We start from the raw sequence: 16,434 nt of genomic DNA, 5'->3' as shown, positions 1-16,434 counted from the left end.
TATGATTATACCAAAAACAAGAGAAGAAATTGAATTAATGCGCGAAAGTGCATTAGTAGTATCCCGTACTTTAGGAATGCTTGCAAAGGAGGTAAAACCAGGGGTTACAACTAATCAGCTAAATAAAATGGCTGAAGAATATATCCGTAGCCAAGATGCGATTCCAGGATTTTTGGGGCTTTACGACTGTCCTTCAACTTTACTTACAAGTGTAAACGAAGCAGTAGTTCATGGACTTCCTACCGATATACCTTTAAAAGAAGGAGATATTGTAGCGATTGATTGCGGGGCGATAAAAAATGGATTTTACGGGGACCACGCTTATACTTTTGAAGTAGGTGAAGTTTCGCCAGAAATCAAAAAACTTTTAAAAATCACTAAGGAATCTCTTTATATAGGTATTCGCGAATTTAAAAAAGGAAACCGTGTAGGAGACGTAGGTTACGCAATTCAAAATTACTGTGAAGCACAGGGTTATGGAGTAGTTCGTGAACTTGTAGGTCACGGAATTGGTCGTAAAATGCACGAAGATCCTGAAATGCCAAACTACGGACGTCGTGGTCGTGGAAAGAAATTTGTAGAGGGAATGACAATTGCGCTAGAGCCTATGATTAATATGGGAACTCACAGAGTAAAGCAATTAAATGATGGTTGGACTATTGTAACTTTAGACGGACAACCAAGCGCTCACTTTGAACACGATATCGCTCTTGTAGATGGAAAACCTGAATTACTATCTACCTTTGATTATATTTATGAAGCGCTAGGTATTACTAGCGACGAAGAAAAAGAATTCAGAAACTTATAAACTTTAAAGCCTTTTGCACCTATGCGTTTAATATTTAATCGCAAGGTGCAAAGGTTTAAAAGTTCAAGCCCTACACTTTGTTCAAGAAAATCCTAAATACTATTCCGCGTCCTTTGCTTATCAGGCTGAGTATTATCGGACGTCCGATTCTTGCTTTTTTCTTGAGGGGCAATAAATTCACTGATCCAATAGACGGGAAATCTTATCGAAAGTTTCTTCCGTATGGATATGAAGTTATTCGCGAAAACGCACTTTCTCCTGGAACCCTTTCCTTGGAAAGACATAGGCTGTTTTGGCTTTATTTAAAAAATGAAACAGGGTTTTTCACGGATAATATAAAAGTCCTACATTTTGCTCCAGAACAAGCTTTCTATAAAAAATTCAGGAAAATGAAAAACCTGACTTACACAACAACAGATTTGAATTCTCCTATTGCTGATGTAAAGGCTGATATTTGCAACTTACCTTTTAAGGATAATGAATTTGATTTTATAATCTGTAATCACGTTTTAGAGCATATCCCCGACGATACTAAAGCGATGATGGAATTATACCGTATTCTAGCTCTCGGCGGCACAGCGATTCTGCAGGTGCCTTATAAAGCCGATTTAGATACTACTTTTGAAGACGATAGTATTACAGACCCTAAGGAACGCGCAAAAATATTTGGACAGTATGACCACGTTCGTGTTTATGGGATGGATTACTTTACAAAACTAGAAAGCATCGGGTTTAATGTAGAAGCCGTAAATTACACAAGCACCTTAACTTCTGCAGAGGTTGAAAAGTACAGACTTCCGAAAGGCGAATTAATTCCAGTTTGCCGAAAACTAATCTCCTAATTGTCTTTTAAAACCTTTGGTAATAAAAACCTGATGTTTGTTTAATGAATCATTGAAGGTTAAATAAGCCTCTACACCTGGAAGGTTTTCAAGTAAGTTTTTAGATTTTTCAAGACCTAAAGCCATAAATGAGGTTGCATAAGCATCTGCTAAAGCACAAGTTTCGGCAAGTACAGTTGCGCTAGTTACATCACTCTTTTCTGCAGAACCTGTTAACGGGTTTAAAGTGTGTACATAACTTTTACCAGTTGCTGAATCAATTCTGAACTTACGGTAATTTCCTGACGACGCCATTGCAATATTTTTAAGCTTAACAGTCGCTTCATAAGAACGATCAGTTAATTCGGAATCTACAGTTTCAATCCCTACTATCCAATCTTGCTGACTGTTTAAATTCTGCCCCTTAGCAAGAATTTCACCACCTAATTCTATAAGGTAATTACCAACTCCTTTAGACTCTAAGTAGCGGCCAATACAATCAATTCCAAAGCCTTTAGCTACAGCATTAAAATCGAAGTAAATTTGAGGGTATTCTTTAGAAATTGTCCCGTTTGCATTTATTTTTACTTTGTGAAATCCAACATAGTTCATAAGAGAATCTAAGGTTGTACTATCTATAACTTTCAAATGTTTTACATCACCAAAACCATAAGCATTTCGCAATACTCCAATTGTTGGATCGAAATAACCACTGGTTTTCTTATTCACATCTTCTGAAATTTCAAACACTTCTTTAAAGATAGCATCCACAACTAAAGTAGAGTCTCCACGATTAATTTTTGAAATATCACTTTCAGGAATATATGTACTTACAGAATGATTTACGGCATCGATAACAGAGTCTATTGCCATTTTAAAATTTAAATCTTTTTCTGAGTACAACTGAATATTGTAAGTAGTACCAAAAGCTTCACCCTGAAGGTAGATGGGAGTGTCTTTATCCTTATCACAAGAAGTTAATACTAGTAAAAAAGACAATGCAATGTATTTCACAAATTGAAACATACGATAAGTTGATAGTGTTAAACTAGATTAAATTATTTCTTGTAATCCTTTATAGACAAGCGTGTAATCTTCGTTTTTTAAAACAGGCTTACCGTAATCACTTCCATGTCCTAAACCTACACCAGCATAGTAAGTTTTTGCATCAAATTTAGATGCGTGTTCCTTTATGGTTTGCATAAAAACAGGATCGTATGCTGTAGCATCTTGAGGATAAGATATAGCCCTTACAATAATGAAATGAAGTTCTTTGTTTTTTAAAGCAACAAACTGCGGATCCTTTTTAAGTTTTGAGTTAACCCCTAAAAATTCAAATCCATCTTCTTTCAATTGTTTCCCTACAATATTCATTGCAAGGTTATGTAATTCTTGTTTTGTAAGTTCTTCTGCCATAATTAATTCAAAATTAAGGAAAATAGGATTACGTTATACAAAAAAACCGTTTCAAAATTGAAACGGTTTTTAAATATTTGAGATGTTTATTATCCTCCGAAATCATCGAAACGGATGTTCTCATCTGGGATTCCGAAGTCTTCACCCATTTTTTGAACAGCTTGGTTCATCAATGGAGGACCACAGAAATACAATTCGATATCTTCTGGAGTATCGTGGTGATTTAGGTAGTTATCAATAACTACTTGGTGAATAAACCCTACGAAACCGTCTCCTTCTTCATCATGAATGTCCTTTTTCACTTTCCAATTATCTTCTTCTAATGGTTCAGATAATGCTAAGTAGAACTTAAAGTTTGGAAATTCGTTTTCTAGTTCTTTAAAGTGATCTAAGTAGAAAAGCTCTCTCTTAGAACGTCCACCATACCAATATGTAACTTTACGTCCTGTTTTTAAGGTTTTGAATAAGTGGTATAAGTGAGATCTCATTGGTGCCATTCCTGCTCCACCACCAACATAAAGCATTTCTGCTTCTGAAGGGTTGATAAAGAATTCACCGAAAGGACCAGAAATAACAACTTTATCACCTTCTTTACAGTTAAAGATGTATGACGAAGCAATACCTGGATTTACATCCATCCATCCACCTTTTGCACGGTCGAATGGCGGAGTTGCAATACGAACGTTAAGCATAATCTCACGTCCTTCTGCTGGGTAAGAAGCCATTGAGTAAGCTCTTTCAGTAGTTTCGGTATTCTTCATTACAAGTGGCCAAAGTTTAAACTTATCCCACTCTTCTTGGAATTTGTCTGGTCTATCGTGCTCCTCAGGGTGAGCCGTAATATCCATATCTGAGAATTTGATCTCACATGGTGGTATTTCAATTTGAATATACCCTCCAGCTTTATAGTTCATATCCTCAGGGATTTCAACCACAAATTCTTTAATAAAAGATGCAACGTTGTAGTTTCTAACAACTGTAGCTTCCCATTTTTTAATTCCGAAGATTTCCTCTGGAATTGAAATATTCATATCCTGCTTAACTTTCACTTGGCAAGATAAACGTGCACCTTCTTGTAATTCTTTACGAGTAAAGTGAGGAGTTTCTGTAGGCAATGCTTCACCACCACCAGATAATACGTGGCATTCACATTGAATACAAGTTCCACCTCCACCACAAGCAGATGGTAAGAATATTTTTTCGTTACTTAAAGTAGTTAGAAGTGAGCCACCACTTTCTACTTCAATCACCTTTTCGTCGTTGATAGTAATCTTTACAGGACCAGATGGTGATAATTTTTGTTTGGTAAAGAGTAATAGTGAAACCAATAACAAGATTAGCACTAAAAAGGCTACAACTGTTACTATAATTACTCCGAGTGTACTTACTGCTAAAAACATACTATTGCTTCGTTATAGTTGAAACTTCAACCGTTTTCACGGCCTCTGTATTTTCATTTTGAATTTGTTCAGTTTGAATTCCTAAGTTTTCAGGATTTCCTTCTAATGAAGATGTGTCCTCATCACCACCAGTTAACATACCACCGAAACTCATAAATCCAATCGCCATTAAACCAGTAATAATAAATGTAATTCCTAATCCCCTTAATGGTGCTGGAACATTTGAGTAACGGATTTTTTCACGAATTGCTGCAATAGCAAGAATAGCTAAAAACCAACCAATTCCTGAGCTTATTCCGTAGTTTAATGCCAACCCTAAAGTTTCGATTTCTCTAGATTGCATAAATAATGATCCTCCTAATATCGCACAGTTTACAGCAATAAGCGGTAAGAAAATACCTAAAGAGTTATATAGTGAAGGTGAAAACTTCTCTACTACAATCTCTACCAGCTGAACCATAGTTGCAATGGTTGCAATAAAAAGAATGAATGATAGGAAGCTTAAGTCATAAGAAGCATATTCTTCTCCTAACCAAATTAAAGCTCCTTCCTTTAATATATATTGATCTAAAAGCCAGTTTATAGGTACAGTAACTGCTAGTACGAAAATAACTGCAGCACCAAGACCAACAGCAGTTGATACTTTTTTAGACACCGCTAGGTAAGAACACATTCCAAGGAACGTGGCGAATACCATGTTGTCTATAAATATCGATTTAAAAAATAACTCTACGTGTTCCATTTGTTCAGTAATTGAGTTTACAGTTTCAGTTACAAATAGGAGAACCTACTGCAACCGTCATCTGCCTAGTTTGTTATTCCTCTATTAAGTCTTTGTTTCTTGCGCGTTGTACCCAGATGATTAATCCAACGATAATCAATGCCATTGGAGACAATAGCATAAATCCATTGTTTTCGTATCCTATAGCATAAAGCCCAGTTTTCGTAATTGGATCTCCAAGTACTTGGTATCCTAGAAGTGTTCCAGAACCAAGTAATTCTCTAAAGAAACCAACGATTACAAGTATAAGACCATAACCAGCAGCGTTTCCAATACCATCTAAGAATGATCTCCAAGGACCGTTAGCTAATGCAAAGGCCTCAAAACGCCCCATGATTATACAGTTAGTAATAATCAAACCAATAAATACAGAAAGTTCTTTACTTAACGAGTAAGCAAAAGCCTTCAATACTTGATCTACAACAATTACCAAAGAGGCAACTACTACCAACTGAACGATAATTCTAATTTTTGAAGGTATTATATTACGCATTAACGATATAACCACGTTACCAATCCCCATTACTGCAAGTACCGAAATGGCCATTACAATTGAAGCTTTAAGTTGGGCTGTAATAGCTAATGCAGAGCAAATTCCTAAAACCTGAATTGTAATAGGGTTATTATCCGCTAGAGGATCTAGAATAAGCTTACTGTCTTTTTTTGATAGCAATCCCATAATTTATTGATTTAAAGATTTTAAATAAGGAAGGTACATTCTCATATCCTTTTTAATCATTGCTGTTACTCCATCACCTGTGATAGTTGCTCCAGCAATAGCATCAACCTTATTGTCGGTTTTATTTTCGTTAACAGGGTCGTTATTACCTTTTGCTACGGTAATTCCTTTAAAAGTATCGCCATCTAAGATGTGCTCACCAGTAAAGTCGTCCATAAAGTAGCGTTGCTTAATCTCAGCTCCAAGACCTGGAGTTTCCCCCGCGTGGTCAAAGAATACACCTTGTACTACTAACGATTTATCAACAGCTACGAAGCCCCAAATTGCATCCCAAAGACCTTTACCTCTCATAGGAATTACATAAAGAGTTTTACCATCTTTCTCTCCTACAAATAATGGAAGTCTACGCTTGTAGTTTGGGTCTTTAGCTTTAGCTTCTTCTTGTTTAATATCTATTAAATACGCTTCTGGATCTTCTGTTACTTCTTCACCTTGAATTACTAATTGCTTAGTAATGTATTTTGAAAAAGCTTCTTCAACTTTATCGGTCGAAATAAATGTGATATCACCATCACCTTCATTATCGTTGACGTCCATAGCGTAAAGAATGTTTTGCATCTTTTCAAAACGCTCATTTAGTGTAATTTTACTTTTTAACCCCTGTGCAACACCGGCTAAAAGTGATCCCACTACAATAACCATAATCACTGCAAAGATTATAGTATATGAGTTTTTATCTGTTTTCTTTGACATGATTACGCTGTTTTAGCTTTTAAACGTTTCATTCTCTTCTTAATATTTCCTTGTACCACGTAATGGTCAATTGTTGGTGCAAATACGTTCATCAACAATATTGCAAGCATTACACCTTCTGGGTAAGCCGGGTTAAACACTCGAATTAGCACCGAAATAAACCCTATAAAGAAACCGTAATACCATTTACCTATATTGGTTTGCGAACCTGTAACTGGATCTGTAGCCATATAAACGATACCGAAAGCTAAACCACCAATCACTAAGTGATGCCAGAATGTTTCACTCATTAATCCGTAGAAAGTATTTCCTTCTTGAATCCAACCAGCATTTACAACACCGTTAAAGATAAGCCCCATTGTTAAGGCACCAATAACCGCTGAAAGCATAATTCTCCAGCTTCCAATTTTTGTGTAAATTAAAAACGCTGCACCTAATAGTATTAAGAAAGTAGAAGTTTCTCCTACCGATCCAGGTATAAAGCCCCAGAAACTATCCCATATACTATAAATAGGCTCTTGGTTTTGAGCTAAGCTACCTAATATTGTCTCTCCTGAAATTGCATCTGGCTGTCCAGTCATTTCTTTAGCACCATGTACCCAAACTTTATCTCCACTCATCCAAGTTGGGTAAGCAAAGAATAAGAAAGCACGAATAGTAAGCGCTGGGTTAAGGATATTCATCCCTGTTCCACCAAAAACTTCTTTACCAATTACAACACCAAAAATTACGGCTACAGTAAGCATCCAAAGTGGAATATCAATAGGAACAATAAGTGGCACAAGCATACCCGTTACCAAGTACCCTTCTTCTACCTCATGTTTGTTGATAATTGCAAAAATAAATTCTATTAAAAGACCAACTCCGTATGAAATTATAACCAAAGGCAACACCTTCATAGCACCTAGAGCAAAGTTGTCCCAAGTAAAGAAGTTAGCAAAAGGATCTAATCGCAAAGTTCCATCTATAGCAGCATAATGCTGATATCCGGCGTTAAAAATTCCGAAAATTAAACAAGGAACAAGCGCCATAATAACCGTGTTCATAGTTCGCTTTAAATCGTCCACTACTCGAACGTGCGAACCAGAATGTGTGGTTTCATTCGGCATATACAAGAAGGTATGCAACGCATTAAATGCAGGAGCCATTTTTGTACCTCTGTACTTTTCCTTTAGCTTATGTAAATTCTGTTTCAATCCCATAGCAATTATCCTATTTCTTTATACATTATGTCAAGACCGTTTCTAATGATCTGTTGGTGTGGTTGCTTACTTACACAAACAAATTCTGTAAGCGCAAAATCTTCTGGTGCTACCTCATACATTCCCATAGCTTCCATTTGATCTAGATCTTTAACCATACAAGCTTTAAGCATTTGTAATGGATACATATCTAATGGAAAAACTTCTTCATAGATACCAGTCATCACGAAAGCTCTATGCTCTCCGTTAGTATTTGTATCTAGATCGTATACTTTATTTGGCATCAACCAAGAGAATGTTAACGCTCTTGAAGTAGATATTTTATCAAAAACAGGCTTATTCCAACCAAATAATTCGTAGTCATCACCTTCTGGAATTACAGTTACAGTATTGCTGTAATATCCTAAATGACCTTTTGGTGAAATTTTAGCTCCAGTAAGAACATCACCACTAATAACGCGTACGTTCTCACTGTTAAGACCAGAGTCATACAAGAATGTAGAAACCTCTGAACCTATTTTAGTTTTATAATATTTTGGAGCTTTTACTTCTGAACCTGAAAGAGCAACAGTTCTTTCAGCATTAAACTTACCAGTTAGCAATAACTCACCAATAATTACAAGATCTTGTGGCGCAACAGTCCAAACAACCTCACCCTTATTAACTGGCTGAATCTTGTTTATTAGCGTACCAACATTACCTGCTGGGTGCGGTCCTGAAACAGTATGCAGTGTAATATCTTTTAAACCTTTAAAAGGAGAGCTTCCACTTTTACCAACACCAACATGCAACTGTCCTTTAGTAAGTTTACTAAGAGCAGTTACAGCAGCTTGAAGTTCTTTTTCTTTACCATTTAAAGAAAAATCAACATCGTTTGCTAAAGGCGCAGTAGTATTTGCTGAAACATAGATAGCTTCTGGTTCTTGCTCAGTATTAGCAATAACCGCATATGGTCGCTGCATAATAAATGGCCAGCAACCAGATTCTAGCAATCTAGCTTTAATAGCATCAGCACTTGAAGATTCTGGGTTTAAAACACCAAAATCCTTATAAGTATCCTGCGTATCCGCTTCGATTAAAAGGTTAGTAATTACACGTTTTGCACCGCGCTCTATTTTAGTAAGAGTACCACTTACAGGTGAAACAAATTTTATCGATTCGTTACTCTTTGAGTAGAAAATGGTGTCACCAGCTTGAAACTTATCGCCTTCTCTAATCACCATTTTCGGGATGATAAGATGAAAATCCGACGGTTTTATAGAAAAAGTTCTAGATCTTGGTGCGCTAGAAATTGTCTTTTCCGCTTCACCCTTCAGCTTAATAGTGAGACCTTTTTTAATTTTAATGTCTTTGGACATAATATAGATATTAATAATGCCTTTATATCACCTTAATAAACCCAAATAATATATCCTCTGAGTTTAAGGGCGTGCAAATTTATAAATTAAAACTACCATTGCACAACAAATGAGTATAATTTTATTTCAGAAAAATAAGATTAGGCAAATTAAAAAGGGTTTGAAAGATTGTATGACTTAAAAATTACTTATTTCACATCAAAAAATAAATTTATCACAAGTTTCTTTATTCTATCCTTTGATTAAAAAATATTAACTTCCATCCAATACCTTCAGCTTCAACCACAAAAAATAATTACTATTGTGCTATAAAAAAATGCTACAAAGTTTATCTTGATTGTTTTATTATAACCGATGAAACTAAATCAAAATAAGCAAACAGAAGTGAGAAGGGTGGAAAATGAAAAAATTTACTGGGCTGCTTGTGATGATTGTAAAGGGCGTGGAAAAACACGTCAAAAACTCAGCATAAAAGCTAGAAAACGCTATCAAAAAGAATTAGATGAATTTGAAAATTTAACTACTAAAACCAAAGCTCCCACTCGCCCTAAAGCTCCTTCTAAACCATGTACAACTTGTGAAGGAACAGGAATAATTCCTTCAAAAAACCATCCAATCCCGGATAGCGAAACAATGCCACATATAGCAATTATTGGTGGCGGAATAGGTGGCGCAGCTCTTGCCGTAGCTTGTTTACATCGCGGCATCCCCTACACTCTTTATGAACGAGACGATAATTTCGACACTCGATCTCAAGGATACGGACTCACACTTCAACAAGCCAGTAAAGCCATTGCTGCATTAGGAATTCTCTCCTTAAAAGATGGCGTGATTTCAACCAGACATCTAGTTCATACTGTAGAAGGAAAAATTATTGGGGAATGGGGAATGAGAAAATGGATTAAACCTGATTCAAAAAAGACTTCAAAAAAAACTAATATTCATATCGCAAGGCAATCCCTACGCTTGGCCTTACTTGAGCAGCTAGATTCAAAAAACTCAATTCAGTGGGGCCACAAATTAATTGACCTTAAGGAAAGAAAAAATAATAGCGTTGACTTAAAATTTTTAGTAAGCGGGAAAACTAAAACAGCAAGAGCTGATCTCGTTGTGGGTGCAGACGGCATTCGAAGTTCAGTGAGGAAGCTCATAATTGGTGAAACTATTTCTCCATTACGACATCTTGATTGCATTGTAATTCTTGGAGTTTGCTCTTTAGAATCCTTAAAAAACATGGATAGCTCACTTTTAGATTCTAAAACAGTATTTCAAACCGCAAATGGCAACGAACGTATATACGTTATGCCCTTCACTTCAGATACTGTTATGTGGCAACTCAGCTTCCCTATGTCGGAAAAACATGCAAAATCATTAAGTGAAAAAGGAGCTAAAGCATTAAAGGAAGAAGCAATCAAAAGAACTCAGTGGCATTCTCCTATCCCTCAAATTATTAGTGCTACGGAAGAATCTCAAATTTCTGGATATCCAGTTTACGACCGAGAATTACTCGATCCAGAATTATTAAAGAAATGTGGGGCAATCACCTTAATTGGAGATGCTGCCCACCCTATGAGTCCTTTTAAAGGTCAAGGTGCCAATCAAGCACTGTTGGACGCACTTTCCCTGGCAAGAAAAATATCCAAAGGTTGCAATGCCTCATCCCAATGGAGAAAAGCAGGAATAAGAGAAAGCGTTTTAAATGATTTCGAAGTTGATATGATAAAGCGAAGTGCTTCAAAAGTAAAAGACTCTGCAGCAGCTGCAAAATTCCTTCATTCTGAAATTGCACTCCATAAAGGAAACGAACCCAGAGGACGAGTTTTAAAAAGAAAAAACAATTCAAATAACACCGAATAAACCTAACTCTTTGAATACACAATTTGAGGGAAGTATAAAGAAGTATAAATCTTTATTATTTCACATTAGGAATTTATTTATTTTAGCTATCAATCAAAACTTAGCTTAATCTTTACTATTGAAAAAGAAAATCTTATTCATATTATTATCGATACTAATTATAGGTTTTTTAATTCCACAGAATTTAAAAATGCCTGTAAAAGGCGCCACTAAGTCCGATTATAATGCTGATTCGTTTTGGTATTACCCGTGGGGGAAATCTGTTACACATAAAGGTGTAGATGTATTCGCGAAAAAACGAACTACAATATATTCGGCAACAAATGGACTTGTATTATTTTCAGGAGAAGTGCCTATAGGAGGAAAAATAGTTTTAGTACTTGGACCAAAATGGCGATTACATTATTACGCTCACCTCAATGATTTAAACACTTCTTTTTTATCTTTTGTAAGTAAAAGATCTAAGGTAGGAACAGTGGGAAACACTGGAAATGCCGCTGGAAAAACACCACATCTCCACTACTCTATTGTTACGATTATTCCGTATTTGTGGAGAATAGATTCCGATAAACAAGGTTGGAAAAAAATGTTTTATTTAAACCCTATTGAGTATTTCGAAAACTGATAAGTGGATAATTACAATCACTTTTTATAACATATAGTATCACTCTAAACTTAGGTTAACATTTCTTTACTATATTGATACAGTAAACTGAATGTATATTTGCAAACTCAATCAAAATATATAACCTCACTAAAGGGTTTAAAGAAGGCTTCAACAATTCAGGAGCCTATTAAATAATTTTAAAAGTATTTTAATGTCAAATAATAACGATCAAATAAATAAGAAAATGAAGCTTGCTGAAGGGCTTTTGCTAAGAGCAGACTTATTGAAGAAAATTGAACATCTTCAAAATAGAATTAGACCTGTATTAGTAGTTTCAGACGACAAACTACCTCAAGAAGATCCTGATAAATTGATAGCTCAGTTACGAAAAGCAATTCAAGATTTAGAAACTTTAGTTATACGAATTAATAAAACCAACAACGAAACTTTAGTTGAAGGTGAAGGAATTCTTATGGAAGCACTAGCGAAAAGAGATTCTTTAAAAATGCTTTCTGAAAGACTAAGAAGAATAAGACTTGACGCACAGTTTAACAATAGTGGCGACAGCAATTTAAAAAATACAATTAGCATCAAAAAGCTTCAAAATGAAATGGATGAAACAGGAAGAGCTTTTAGAGAAATTGACAGCAAAATTCAAGAAATAAATTGGCTCACCGAGCTTAAAGATTAAGCCGAAAGGCTAGAATGGTCGGGGCGAGTACCAGCCCCTTTTTGTGGTAGTTTTCGGGGCAAACTGAAAACACTACCAATACAGAAGCTGCTTGGGTTGCGGCAAAACGTACTGTTTAGGACCCATTACCGCTTACAACTTACAAGTGTATAATTTACAACTTACTACCAGGTACTGACCGATCATTCTTATTAATCAACTTCTAGCAACTAGAATTATAAAAAAGATAATAGCACTTTTTTTTACTTTAACTTCATTCCACATAACCGCACAGAATATAATTGGTGCTTGAAAAACACCGAAAAAGCAATATTTTTTTCGACTTAAGTCTTTACACTGCATTTTTTATAAATTGGACTTTTCACACTCTAGATTAAGGTGAAATCTAAAGTTAACTTAATAGATTTCAAAAAGCATTTCAAGATTATTACCTTAAAATGAATTGATTTTATTTACGATCGAAATCAAATAAGCAAACAGGCATAAAATTTGTTTATATTAGCTTCATAAATAATTATTATGCTAAAATCATTCGCTTTCTCCCTTATCCTTTTATTTATTGCGCCTCAAATTTCGGCTCAAATCACTGAAAAAGTAGAACCACCCTATATTCAAACTGTACAATTTAGAGGTGCTACAGAATTAAGTGAACTACCAATAATCAGGTTAGGACAATCTCTAGAATTAACGTTCGATGCATTAAATGGAGATGAAGCAGATTACTTTTATAGAATCACTCACCACAATTTTGATTGGACCCCTTCAGACCTTTCAAAAAGTGAATATTTAGATGGATTCGACGATGTTCGAATTACCGAATATCAAAACTCATTAAACACACTTCAAATATATTCACATTACAAACTAATCATCCCTAACCGAGACACTCGAACAATTAAAAAAAGCGGAAATTATTTACTAAGCATATTTAGTAGTAATGGAGATTTAATTTTTACTAGAAAATTCTTAGTCGTAGAGGATATCGCATCGGTTGGAGTTGAAATTAAGCGTGCACGAGATCTAAATGTTATCGATGAAAAACAAGTAGTTCAATTTACTGTAAACTCACAAAGCCTATTGTTGCGAAACCCAAAACAAAGCGTAAAAACCCTAGTTCTTCAAAACAGCAACCTTAAAACCGCTATAACAGACCTTGTTCCACAATACACTATGGGGAATGAGCTTATTTATAAGTATGACAAAGAAGCTGCATTTGGAGGTGGAAATGAATTTTTAGCTTTCGACAACAAGGATGAGCGTTCAGCCTCAAACGGTATAAGATCTATCGCCGTTACCGATTTATACGAAAACTATTTATTTACAAATATTCCAAGGTATAATAGACCTTACACCTACAACCCTGATATTAACGGTAATTTTGTGGTAAGAAATATTGATGCTAGAAATCAAGATATTGAAGCTGAATATGTTCGTATGCATTTCAACTTACAGTATTATGAAGATTTAGGCGACAAAGAAATTCACGTTTACGGCAACTTCAACAACTGGACTATAGACGGAAGCACGTACTTACGCTATGACAGTGAAAGTGATTCTTACAGAAATACTCGACTTTTCAAACAAGGGTTTTACAACTACAAATACGTGGTAGTAAACAGAGATGGAAGTATAGATGAAGGCGCCATTAGTGGAGATTTCTGGCAAACAGAAAACGATTATACCGTAGTAGTTTACTTCCGAGACCTTGGTGCTAGATACGACAGAATTATTGGGATTGGTCGTGCAAATTCAACCTCAATTACCAATAATTAATTTATAAATTTCACTTAATGAGTGAGTGATGAGCAAAAATAAGCCAAAAGTTCTCGATGGAAGAAAATCAATGCGATACCGCGGAACTAAATGCTTGAACTGTAATCAACCACTCGATAAAAGCGATGTTTATTGTCCTTATTGCTCCCAGCTTAATAGTGACAAACAACTTTCTGCCAAAGATTTTTTGGCGGAATTTCTTAGTAGTATTCTAGTTTATGACTCTCGAATACGCACAACATTCAAGGATTTACTGTTTAGACCTGGTGTAATTACAAAGAACTATGTAAAAGGACAACGTCTTAAATATGCCAATCCCTTTCGCTTTTTTCTAAGTGTTTCTATTATTTATTTTCTTTTAGAAAGTTTTATAGGGTTTGTACAAACCTCCGAAAAAACTAGCTCATTCAGTCTAAACAATGATGATGAAAAAGGCGTTTCGATGGATTCGCTAATCAATGAACAACCAGAGAATTTCGTTTTAAATAGTTCGGCAAATGAAGTTTCAAAAGCTAAAGAACTGGGCATATCACAATATTACTCAGATAGAACATTAGATAGTTTATCATTTTTTGAAAGCTACAGTAAGCGCGGAAATATCTATTATTCTTATTATTTAAAAACTAAGATTGAAAACCCAATTGCAGCTCTTGATAGTTTAGGCCACACCAACACCTTTAAGCACCGATGGCTTTATTCGCGATCTGTTTCGGTTTATAAAATAATTCACAATACAGACGAATTCTTTACTTATTTAAAAGCTAAATTGCCATTTTTCTTATTCTTTTTTGCTCCAATTTATGCTTTGTTTTTTTGGCTTTCCTACTCTCGAAATAAATACAATTTTATTGAACACGTGATTTTTGTGTTTCATATTTTCAGTTTTATATTTCTGTATTTGATTATTTTCAGTATTCCTGACATAATCTTTAACTCTAGTTTTTTTCAAACACTTTTATTTGCCCTCATTGGGCCATTATATTTTTACTTCGCACTGAATAAATTTTATGGTCAGGGAAAGTGGAGAACATTTTTTAAATTTGTATTTTTAAGCATTGTATTCTCGCTGAGCTTTATGATAGCAATAGGTTTTTTTGTAGCGATTAGTGCAGCTTTATATTAACAAAATGGTGCAACAGGTAACACAGGGAATTAAAATTTCAGTACTTACTGAATTTGACGGCACATTTTACAAAAACCGTAAAATGCAATATGCCTTTGCTTATAATATCACCATTGAAAACCAAGGAAAAGACACTGTTCAACTCACTTCGCGAAGATGGGTAATCAAAGACTCGTTAAACAACACTGTGATTGTAGAAGGTCAAGGAGTTATTGGGCAAAAACCTATTCTAAAGCCTGGTGAAAGACATTCGTACACTAGTGGCTGCTTATTATTTTCACCTTTTGGCTCGATGAAAGGTCATTTTAATATGATTAATTTTGAATCTAATCGTAAATTTAGTGTTGCAATTCCGCTTTTTAACTTGAGCGCTCCATTCTCAATGAATTAAAATGCTGTTTTACTTACCTTATCAGTTTGCAAATCTTCATAACGCATTGAAATAGCATCGTTATTCCTAACAATCTGTGTAATACTTTTAGTTTTTACATATTCTCGATCCATTACTAAACTACTTTTGAGATCTCCATCTCCAGATGTTTTATGAAAATTTAGCAATTCATCTTCTGTTGGTCTAATAGTTTCGAATAAGAACTCTGAAAACCATTTCTCTCTTTTTTTCTTTAAAACTTCAGGGTACAATGGTGAGGAAGACCAAATTTGGGGAGCCAATGGTTCCTCAGAAAAATGATATTTTTCCCCGTCCCAAACTAATTTAAATAATCTAACACCATCATTCCAATCTACAAGTATAACGGTAAATGGTTCAATATCTTGGAAATTGTATTGTTCTATTTCCGATTTTAAATCGTTTGATCTCAAAATATCTTTTAGCACTACTCCTCTACTTTTACGGTAAGATTGTTTGGGTTCGTGAGCCACAAAGCCTCCGTTCATCAATGAAGCAACTCGTTTTCTATCACTTACTCCTATCCAAGTTCCTCCCGCAACCGCATCTTTAGGATAAAGTAGTTTTACGCCATCTTCATTATAAATTTCAGGCGGTAAGGTTTCTCGACCTGGAGCTTCGTCACGATTAGAAGTTAATATAAATCCGTGATTTGATATAGGAGTGAAAGTTATAGTGCACATTATGATTTATTTATTAATCGAATCTACAAAAGGAAACTTAAAAACACCAATTTACTGGCTTTAAATGTAAAAT

The 16,434-nt window shown here is 35.0% G+C and carries 17 protein-coding genes; 8 read left to right on the top strand and 9 right to left on the bottom strand.

Annotated elements, in window-relative coordinates:
* The first annotated feature begins 1 nt into the window (after position 1).
* Both map and G3A46_RS05105 read left to right on the top strand, forming a co-directional pair.
* Positions 2 to 808 (top strand): type I methionyl aminopeptidase, encoded by an 807-nt coding sequence (map, locus tag G3A46_RS05110; protein ID WP_165147001.1) that lies wholly within the window; start codon positions 2 to 4, stop codon positions 806 to 808.
* A gap of 77 nt (positions 809 to 885) precedes the next feature.
* Entirely contained in the window at positions 886 to 1,650 is a 765-nt protein-coding gene (locus G3A46_RS05105) for a class I SAM-dependent methyltransferase (RefSeq protein ID WP_165146998.1), read from the top strand.
* Here the strand turns inward: G3A46_RS05105 and G3A46_RS05100 are convergent.
* The 8 genes from G3A46_RS05100 to G3A46_RS05065 all read right to left on the bottom strand — a co-directional run bounded on the left by G3A46_RS05100 (position 1,639) and on the right by G3A46_RS05065 (position 9,218).
* Positions 1,639 to 2,628, bottom strand: coding sequence for an FAD:protein FMN transferase (locus tag G3A46_RS05100; protein ID WP_241836859.1), 990 nt, complete (start codon positions 2,626 to 2,628; stop codon positions 1,639 to 1,641). The two genes, G3A46_RS05105 and G3A46_RS05100, sit on opposite strands and share 12 nt — an antisense overlap.
* A gap of 54 nt (positions 2,629 to 2,682) precedes the next feature.
* A complete protein-coding gene (locus tag G3A46_RS05095) occupies positions 2,683 to 3,045 on the bottom strand; it encodes a Na(+)-translocating NADH-quinone reductase subunit F (protein ID WP_165146992.1) in 363 nt (120 codons plus the stop codon).
* 89 nt (positions 3,046 to 3,134) lie between these two features.
* Positions 3,135 to 4,445 (bottom strand): NADH:ubiquinone reductase (Na(+)-transporting) subunit F, encoded by a 1,311-nt coding sequence (gene nqrF / locus G3A46_RS05090; protein WP_165146989.1) that lies wholly within the window; start codon positions 4,443 to 4,445, stop codon positions 3,135 to 3,137.
* 1 nt (position 4,446) lies between these two features.
* Positions 4,447 to 5,187: an NADH:ubiquinone reductase (Na(+)-transporting) subunit E gene (gene nqrE / locus G3A46_RS05085; RefSeq protein WP_165146986.1), complete on the bottom strand. Its 741-nt coding sequence runs from the start codon at positions 5,185 to 5,187 to the stop codon at positions 4,447 to 4,449.
* Positions 5,188 to 5,260: 73 nt separating this feature from the next.
* Entirely contained in the window at positions 5,261 to 5,905 is a 645-nt protein-coding gene (locus tag G3A46_RS05080) for an NADH:ubiquinone reductase (Na(+)-transporting) subunit D (protein ID WP_139855814.1), read from the bottom strand.
* Positions 5,906 to 5,908: 3 nt separating this feature from the next.
* Positions 5,909 to 6,658, bottom strand: a complete 750-nt coding sequence (locus tag G3A46_RS05075) for a Na(+)-translocating NADH-quinone reductase subunit C (RefSeq protein ID WP_165146983.1) — start codon at positions 6,656 to 6,658, stop codon at positions 5,909 to 5,911.
* 2 nt (positions 6,659 to 6,660) lie between these two features.
* Positions 6,661 to 7,860 carry an NADH:ubiquinone reductase (Na(+)-transporting) subunit B gene (locus tag G3A46_RS05070; protein ID WP_165146980.1) on the bottom strand — a complete coding sequence of 400 codons (1,200 nt, stop codon included), beginning with the start codon at positions 7,858 to 7,860 and terminating at the stop codon, positions 6,661 to 6,663.
* Positions 7,861 to 7,865: 5 nt separating this feature from the next.
* Entirely contained in the window at positions 7,866 to 9,218 is a 1,353-nt protein-coding gene (locus tag G3A46_RS05065) for a Na(+)-translocating NADH-quinone reductase subunit A (protein ID WP_165146977.1), read from the bottom strand.
* 354 nt (positions 9,219 to 9,572) lie between these two features.
* Here G3A46_RS05065 and G3A46_RS05060 point away from each other — a divergent pair, with 354 nt between their 5' ends.
* The 6 genes from G3A46_RS05060 (at position 9,573) to apaG (ending at position 15,660) form a co-directional block, all read left to right on the top strand.
* Complete coding sequence (locus G3A46_RS05060) at positions 9,573 to 11,075, top strand: NAD(P)/FAD-dependent oxidoreductase (protein ID WP_165146974.1); 1,503 nt, start codon at positions 9,573 to 9,575, stop codon at positions 11,073 to 11,075.
* A 118-nt stretch (positions 11,076 to 11,193) separates the two neighbouring features.
* Complete coding sequence (locus G3A46_RS05055) at positions 11,194 to 11,700, top strand: M23 family metallopeptidase (protein WP_206735956.1); 507 nt, start codon at positions 11,194 to 11,196, stop codon at positions 11,698 to 11,700.
* A gap of 193 nt (positions 11,701 to 11,893) precedes the next feature.
* On the top strand, positions 11,894 to 12,373 hold the full coding sequence (locus tag G3A46_RS05050; protein WP_206735955.1) for a DIP1984 family protein: 480 nt from the start codon (positions 11,894 to 11,896) through the stop codon (positions 12,371 to 12,373).
* Positions 12,374 to 12,892: 519 nt separating this feature from the next.
* Positions 12,893 to 14,146 (top strand): DUF5103 domain-containing protein, encoded by a 1,254-nt coding sequence (locus G3A46_RS05045; protein WP_165146971.1) that lies wholly within the window; start codon positions 12,893 to 12,895, stop codon positions 14,144 to 14,146.
* A gap of 28 nt (positions 14,147 to 14,174) precedes the next feature.
* Complete coding sequence (locus tag G3A46_RS05040; RefSeq protein ID WP_165146968.1) at positions 14,175 to 15,269, top strand: DUF3667 domain-containing protein; 1,095 nt, start codon at positions 14,175 to 14,177, stop codon at positions 15,267 to 15,269.
* 4 nt (positions 15,270 to 15,273) lie between these two features.
* Positions 15,274 to 15,660 (top strand): Co2+/Mg2+ efflux protein ApaG, encoded by a 387-nt coding sequence (apaG, locus tag G3A46_RS05035; protein ID WP_165146965.1) that lies wholly within the window; start codon positions 15,274 to 15,276, stop codon positions 15,658 to 15,660.
* Here apaG and G3A46_RS05030 read toward each other — a convergent pair.
* Positions 15,657 to 16,361: an NRDE family protein gene (locus G3A46_RS05030; protein WP_165146962.1), complete on the bottom strand. Its 705-nt coding sequence runs from the start codon at positions 16,359 to 16,361 to the stop codon at positions 15,657 to 15,659. The genes apaG and G3A46_RS05030 overlap by 4 nt on opposite strands.
* Positions 16,362 to 16,434: the final 73 nt, after the last annotated feature.

This window comes from Aequorivita sp. KMM 9714, from assembly GCF_011065475.1.
GTDB lineage: Bacteria > Bacteroidota > Bacteroidia > Flavobacteriales > Flavobacteriaceae > Aequorivita > Aequorivita sinensis.
This window is presented reverse-complemented; position numbering and strand designations above follow the sequence as displayed.

Coding starts and splice junctions, on each gene's coding strand:
- map (WP_165147001.1), top strand. CDS start 2: ATGATTATACCAAAAACAAGAGAAGAAATTGAATTAATGCGCGAAAGT.
- G3A46_RS05095 (WP_165146992.1), bottom strand. CDS start 3,045: ATGGCAGAAGAACTTACAAAACAAGAATTACATAACCTTGCAATGAAT.
- nqrF (WP_165146989.1), bottom strand. CDS start 4,445: ATGTTTTTAGCAGTAAGTACACTCGGAGTAATTATAGTAACAGTTGTA.
- nqrE (WP_165146986.1), bottom strand. CDS start 5,187: ATGGAACACGTAGAGTTATTTTTTAAATCGATATTTATAGACAACATG.
- G3A46_RS05080 (WP_139855814.1), bottom strand. CDS start 5,905: ATGGGATTGCTATCAAAAAAAGACAGTAAGCTTATTCTAGATCCTCTA.
- G3A46_RS05075 (WP_165146983.1), bottom strand. CDS start 6,658: ATGTCAAAGAAAACAGATAAAAACTCATATACTATAATCTTTGCAGTG.
- G3A46_RS05070 (WP_165146980.1), bottom strand. CDS start 7,860: ATGGGATTGAAACAGAATTTACATAAGCTAAAGGAAAAGTACAGAGGT.
- G3A46_RS05065 (WP_165146977.1), bottom strand. CDS start 9,218: ATGTCCAAAGACATTAAAATTAAAAAAGGTCTCACTATTAAGCTGAAG.
- G3A46_RS05060 (WP_165146974.1), top strand. CDS start 9,573: ATGAAACTAAATCAAAATAAGCAAACAGAAGTGAGAAGGGTGGAAAAT.
- G3A46_RS05050 (WP_206735955.1), top strand. CDS start 11,894: ATGTCAAATAATAACGATCAAATAAATAAGAAAATGAAGCTTGCTGAA.
- G3A46_RS05045 (WP_165146971.1), top strand. CDS start 12,893: ATGCTAAAATCATTCGCTTTCTCCCTTATCCTTTTATTTATTGCGCCT.
- G3A46_RS05040 (WP_165146968.1), top strand. CDS start 14,175: ATGAGCAAAAATAAGCCAAAAGTTCTCGATGGAAGAAAATCAATGCGA.
- apaG (WP_165146965.1), top strand. CDS start 15,274: ATGGTGCAACAGGTAACACAGGGAATTAAAATTTCAGTACTTACTGAA.
- G3A46_RS05030 (WP_165146962.1), bottom strand. CDS start 16,361: ATGTGCACTATAACTTTCACTCCTATATCAAATCACGGATTTATATTA.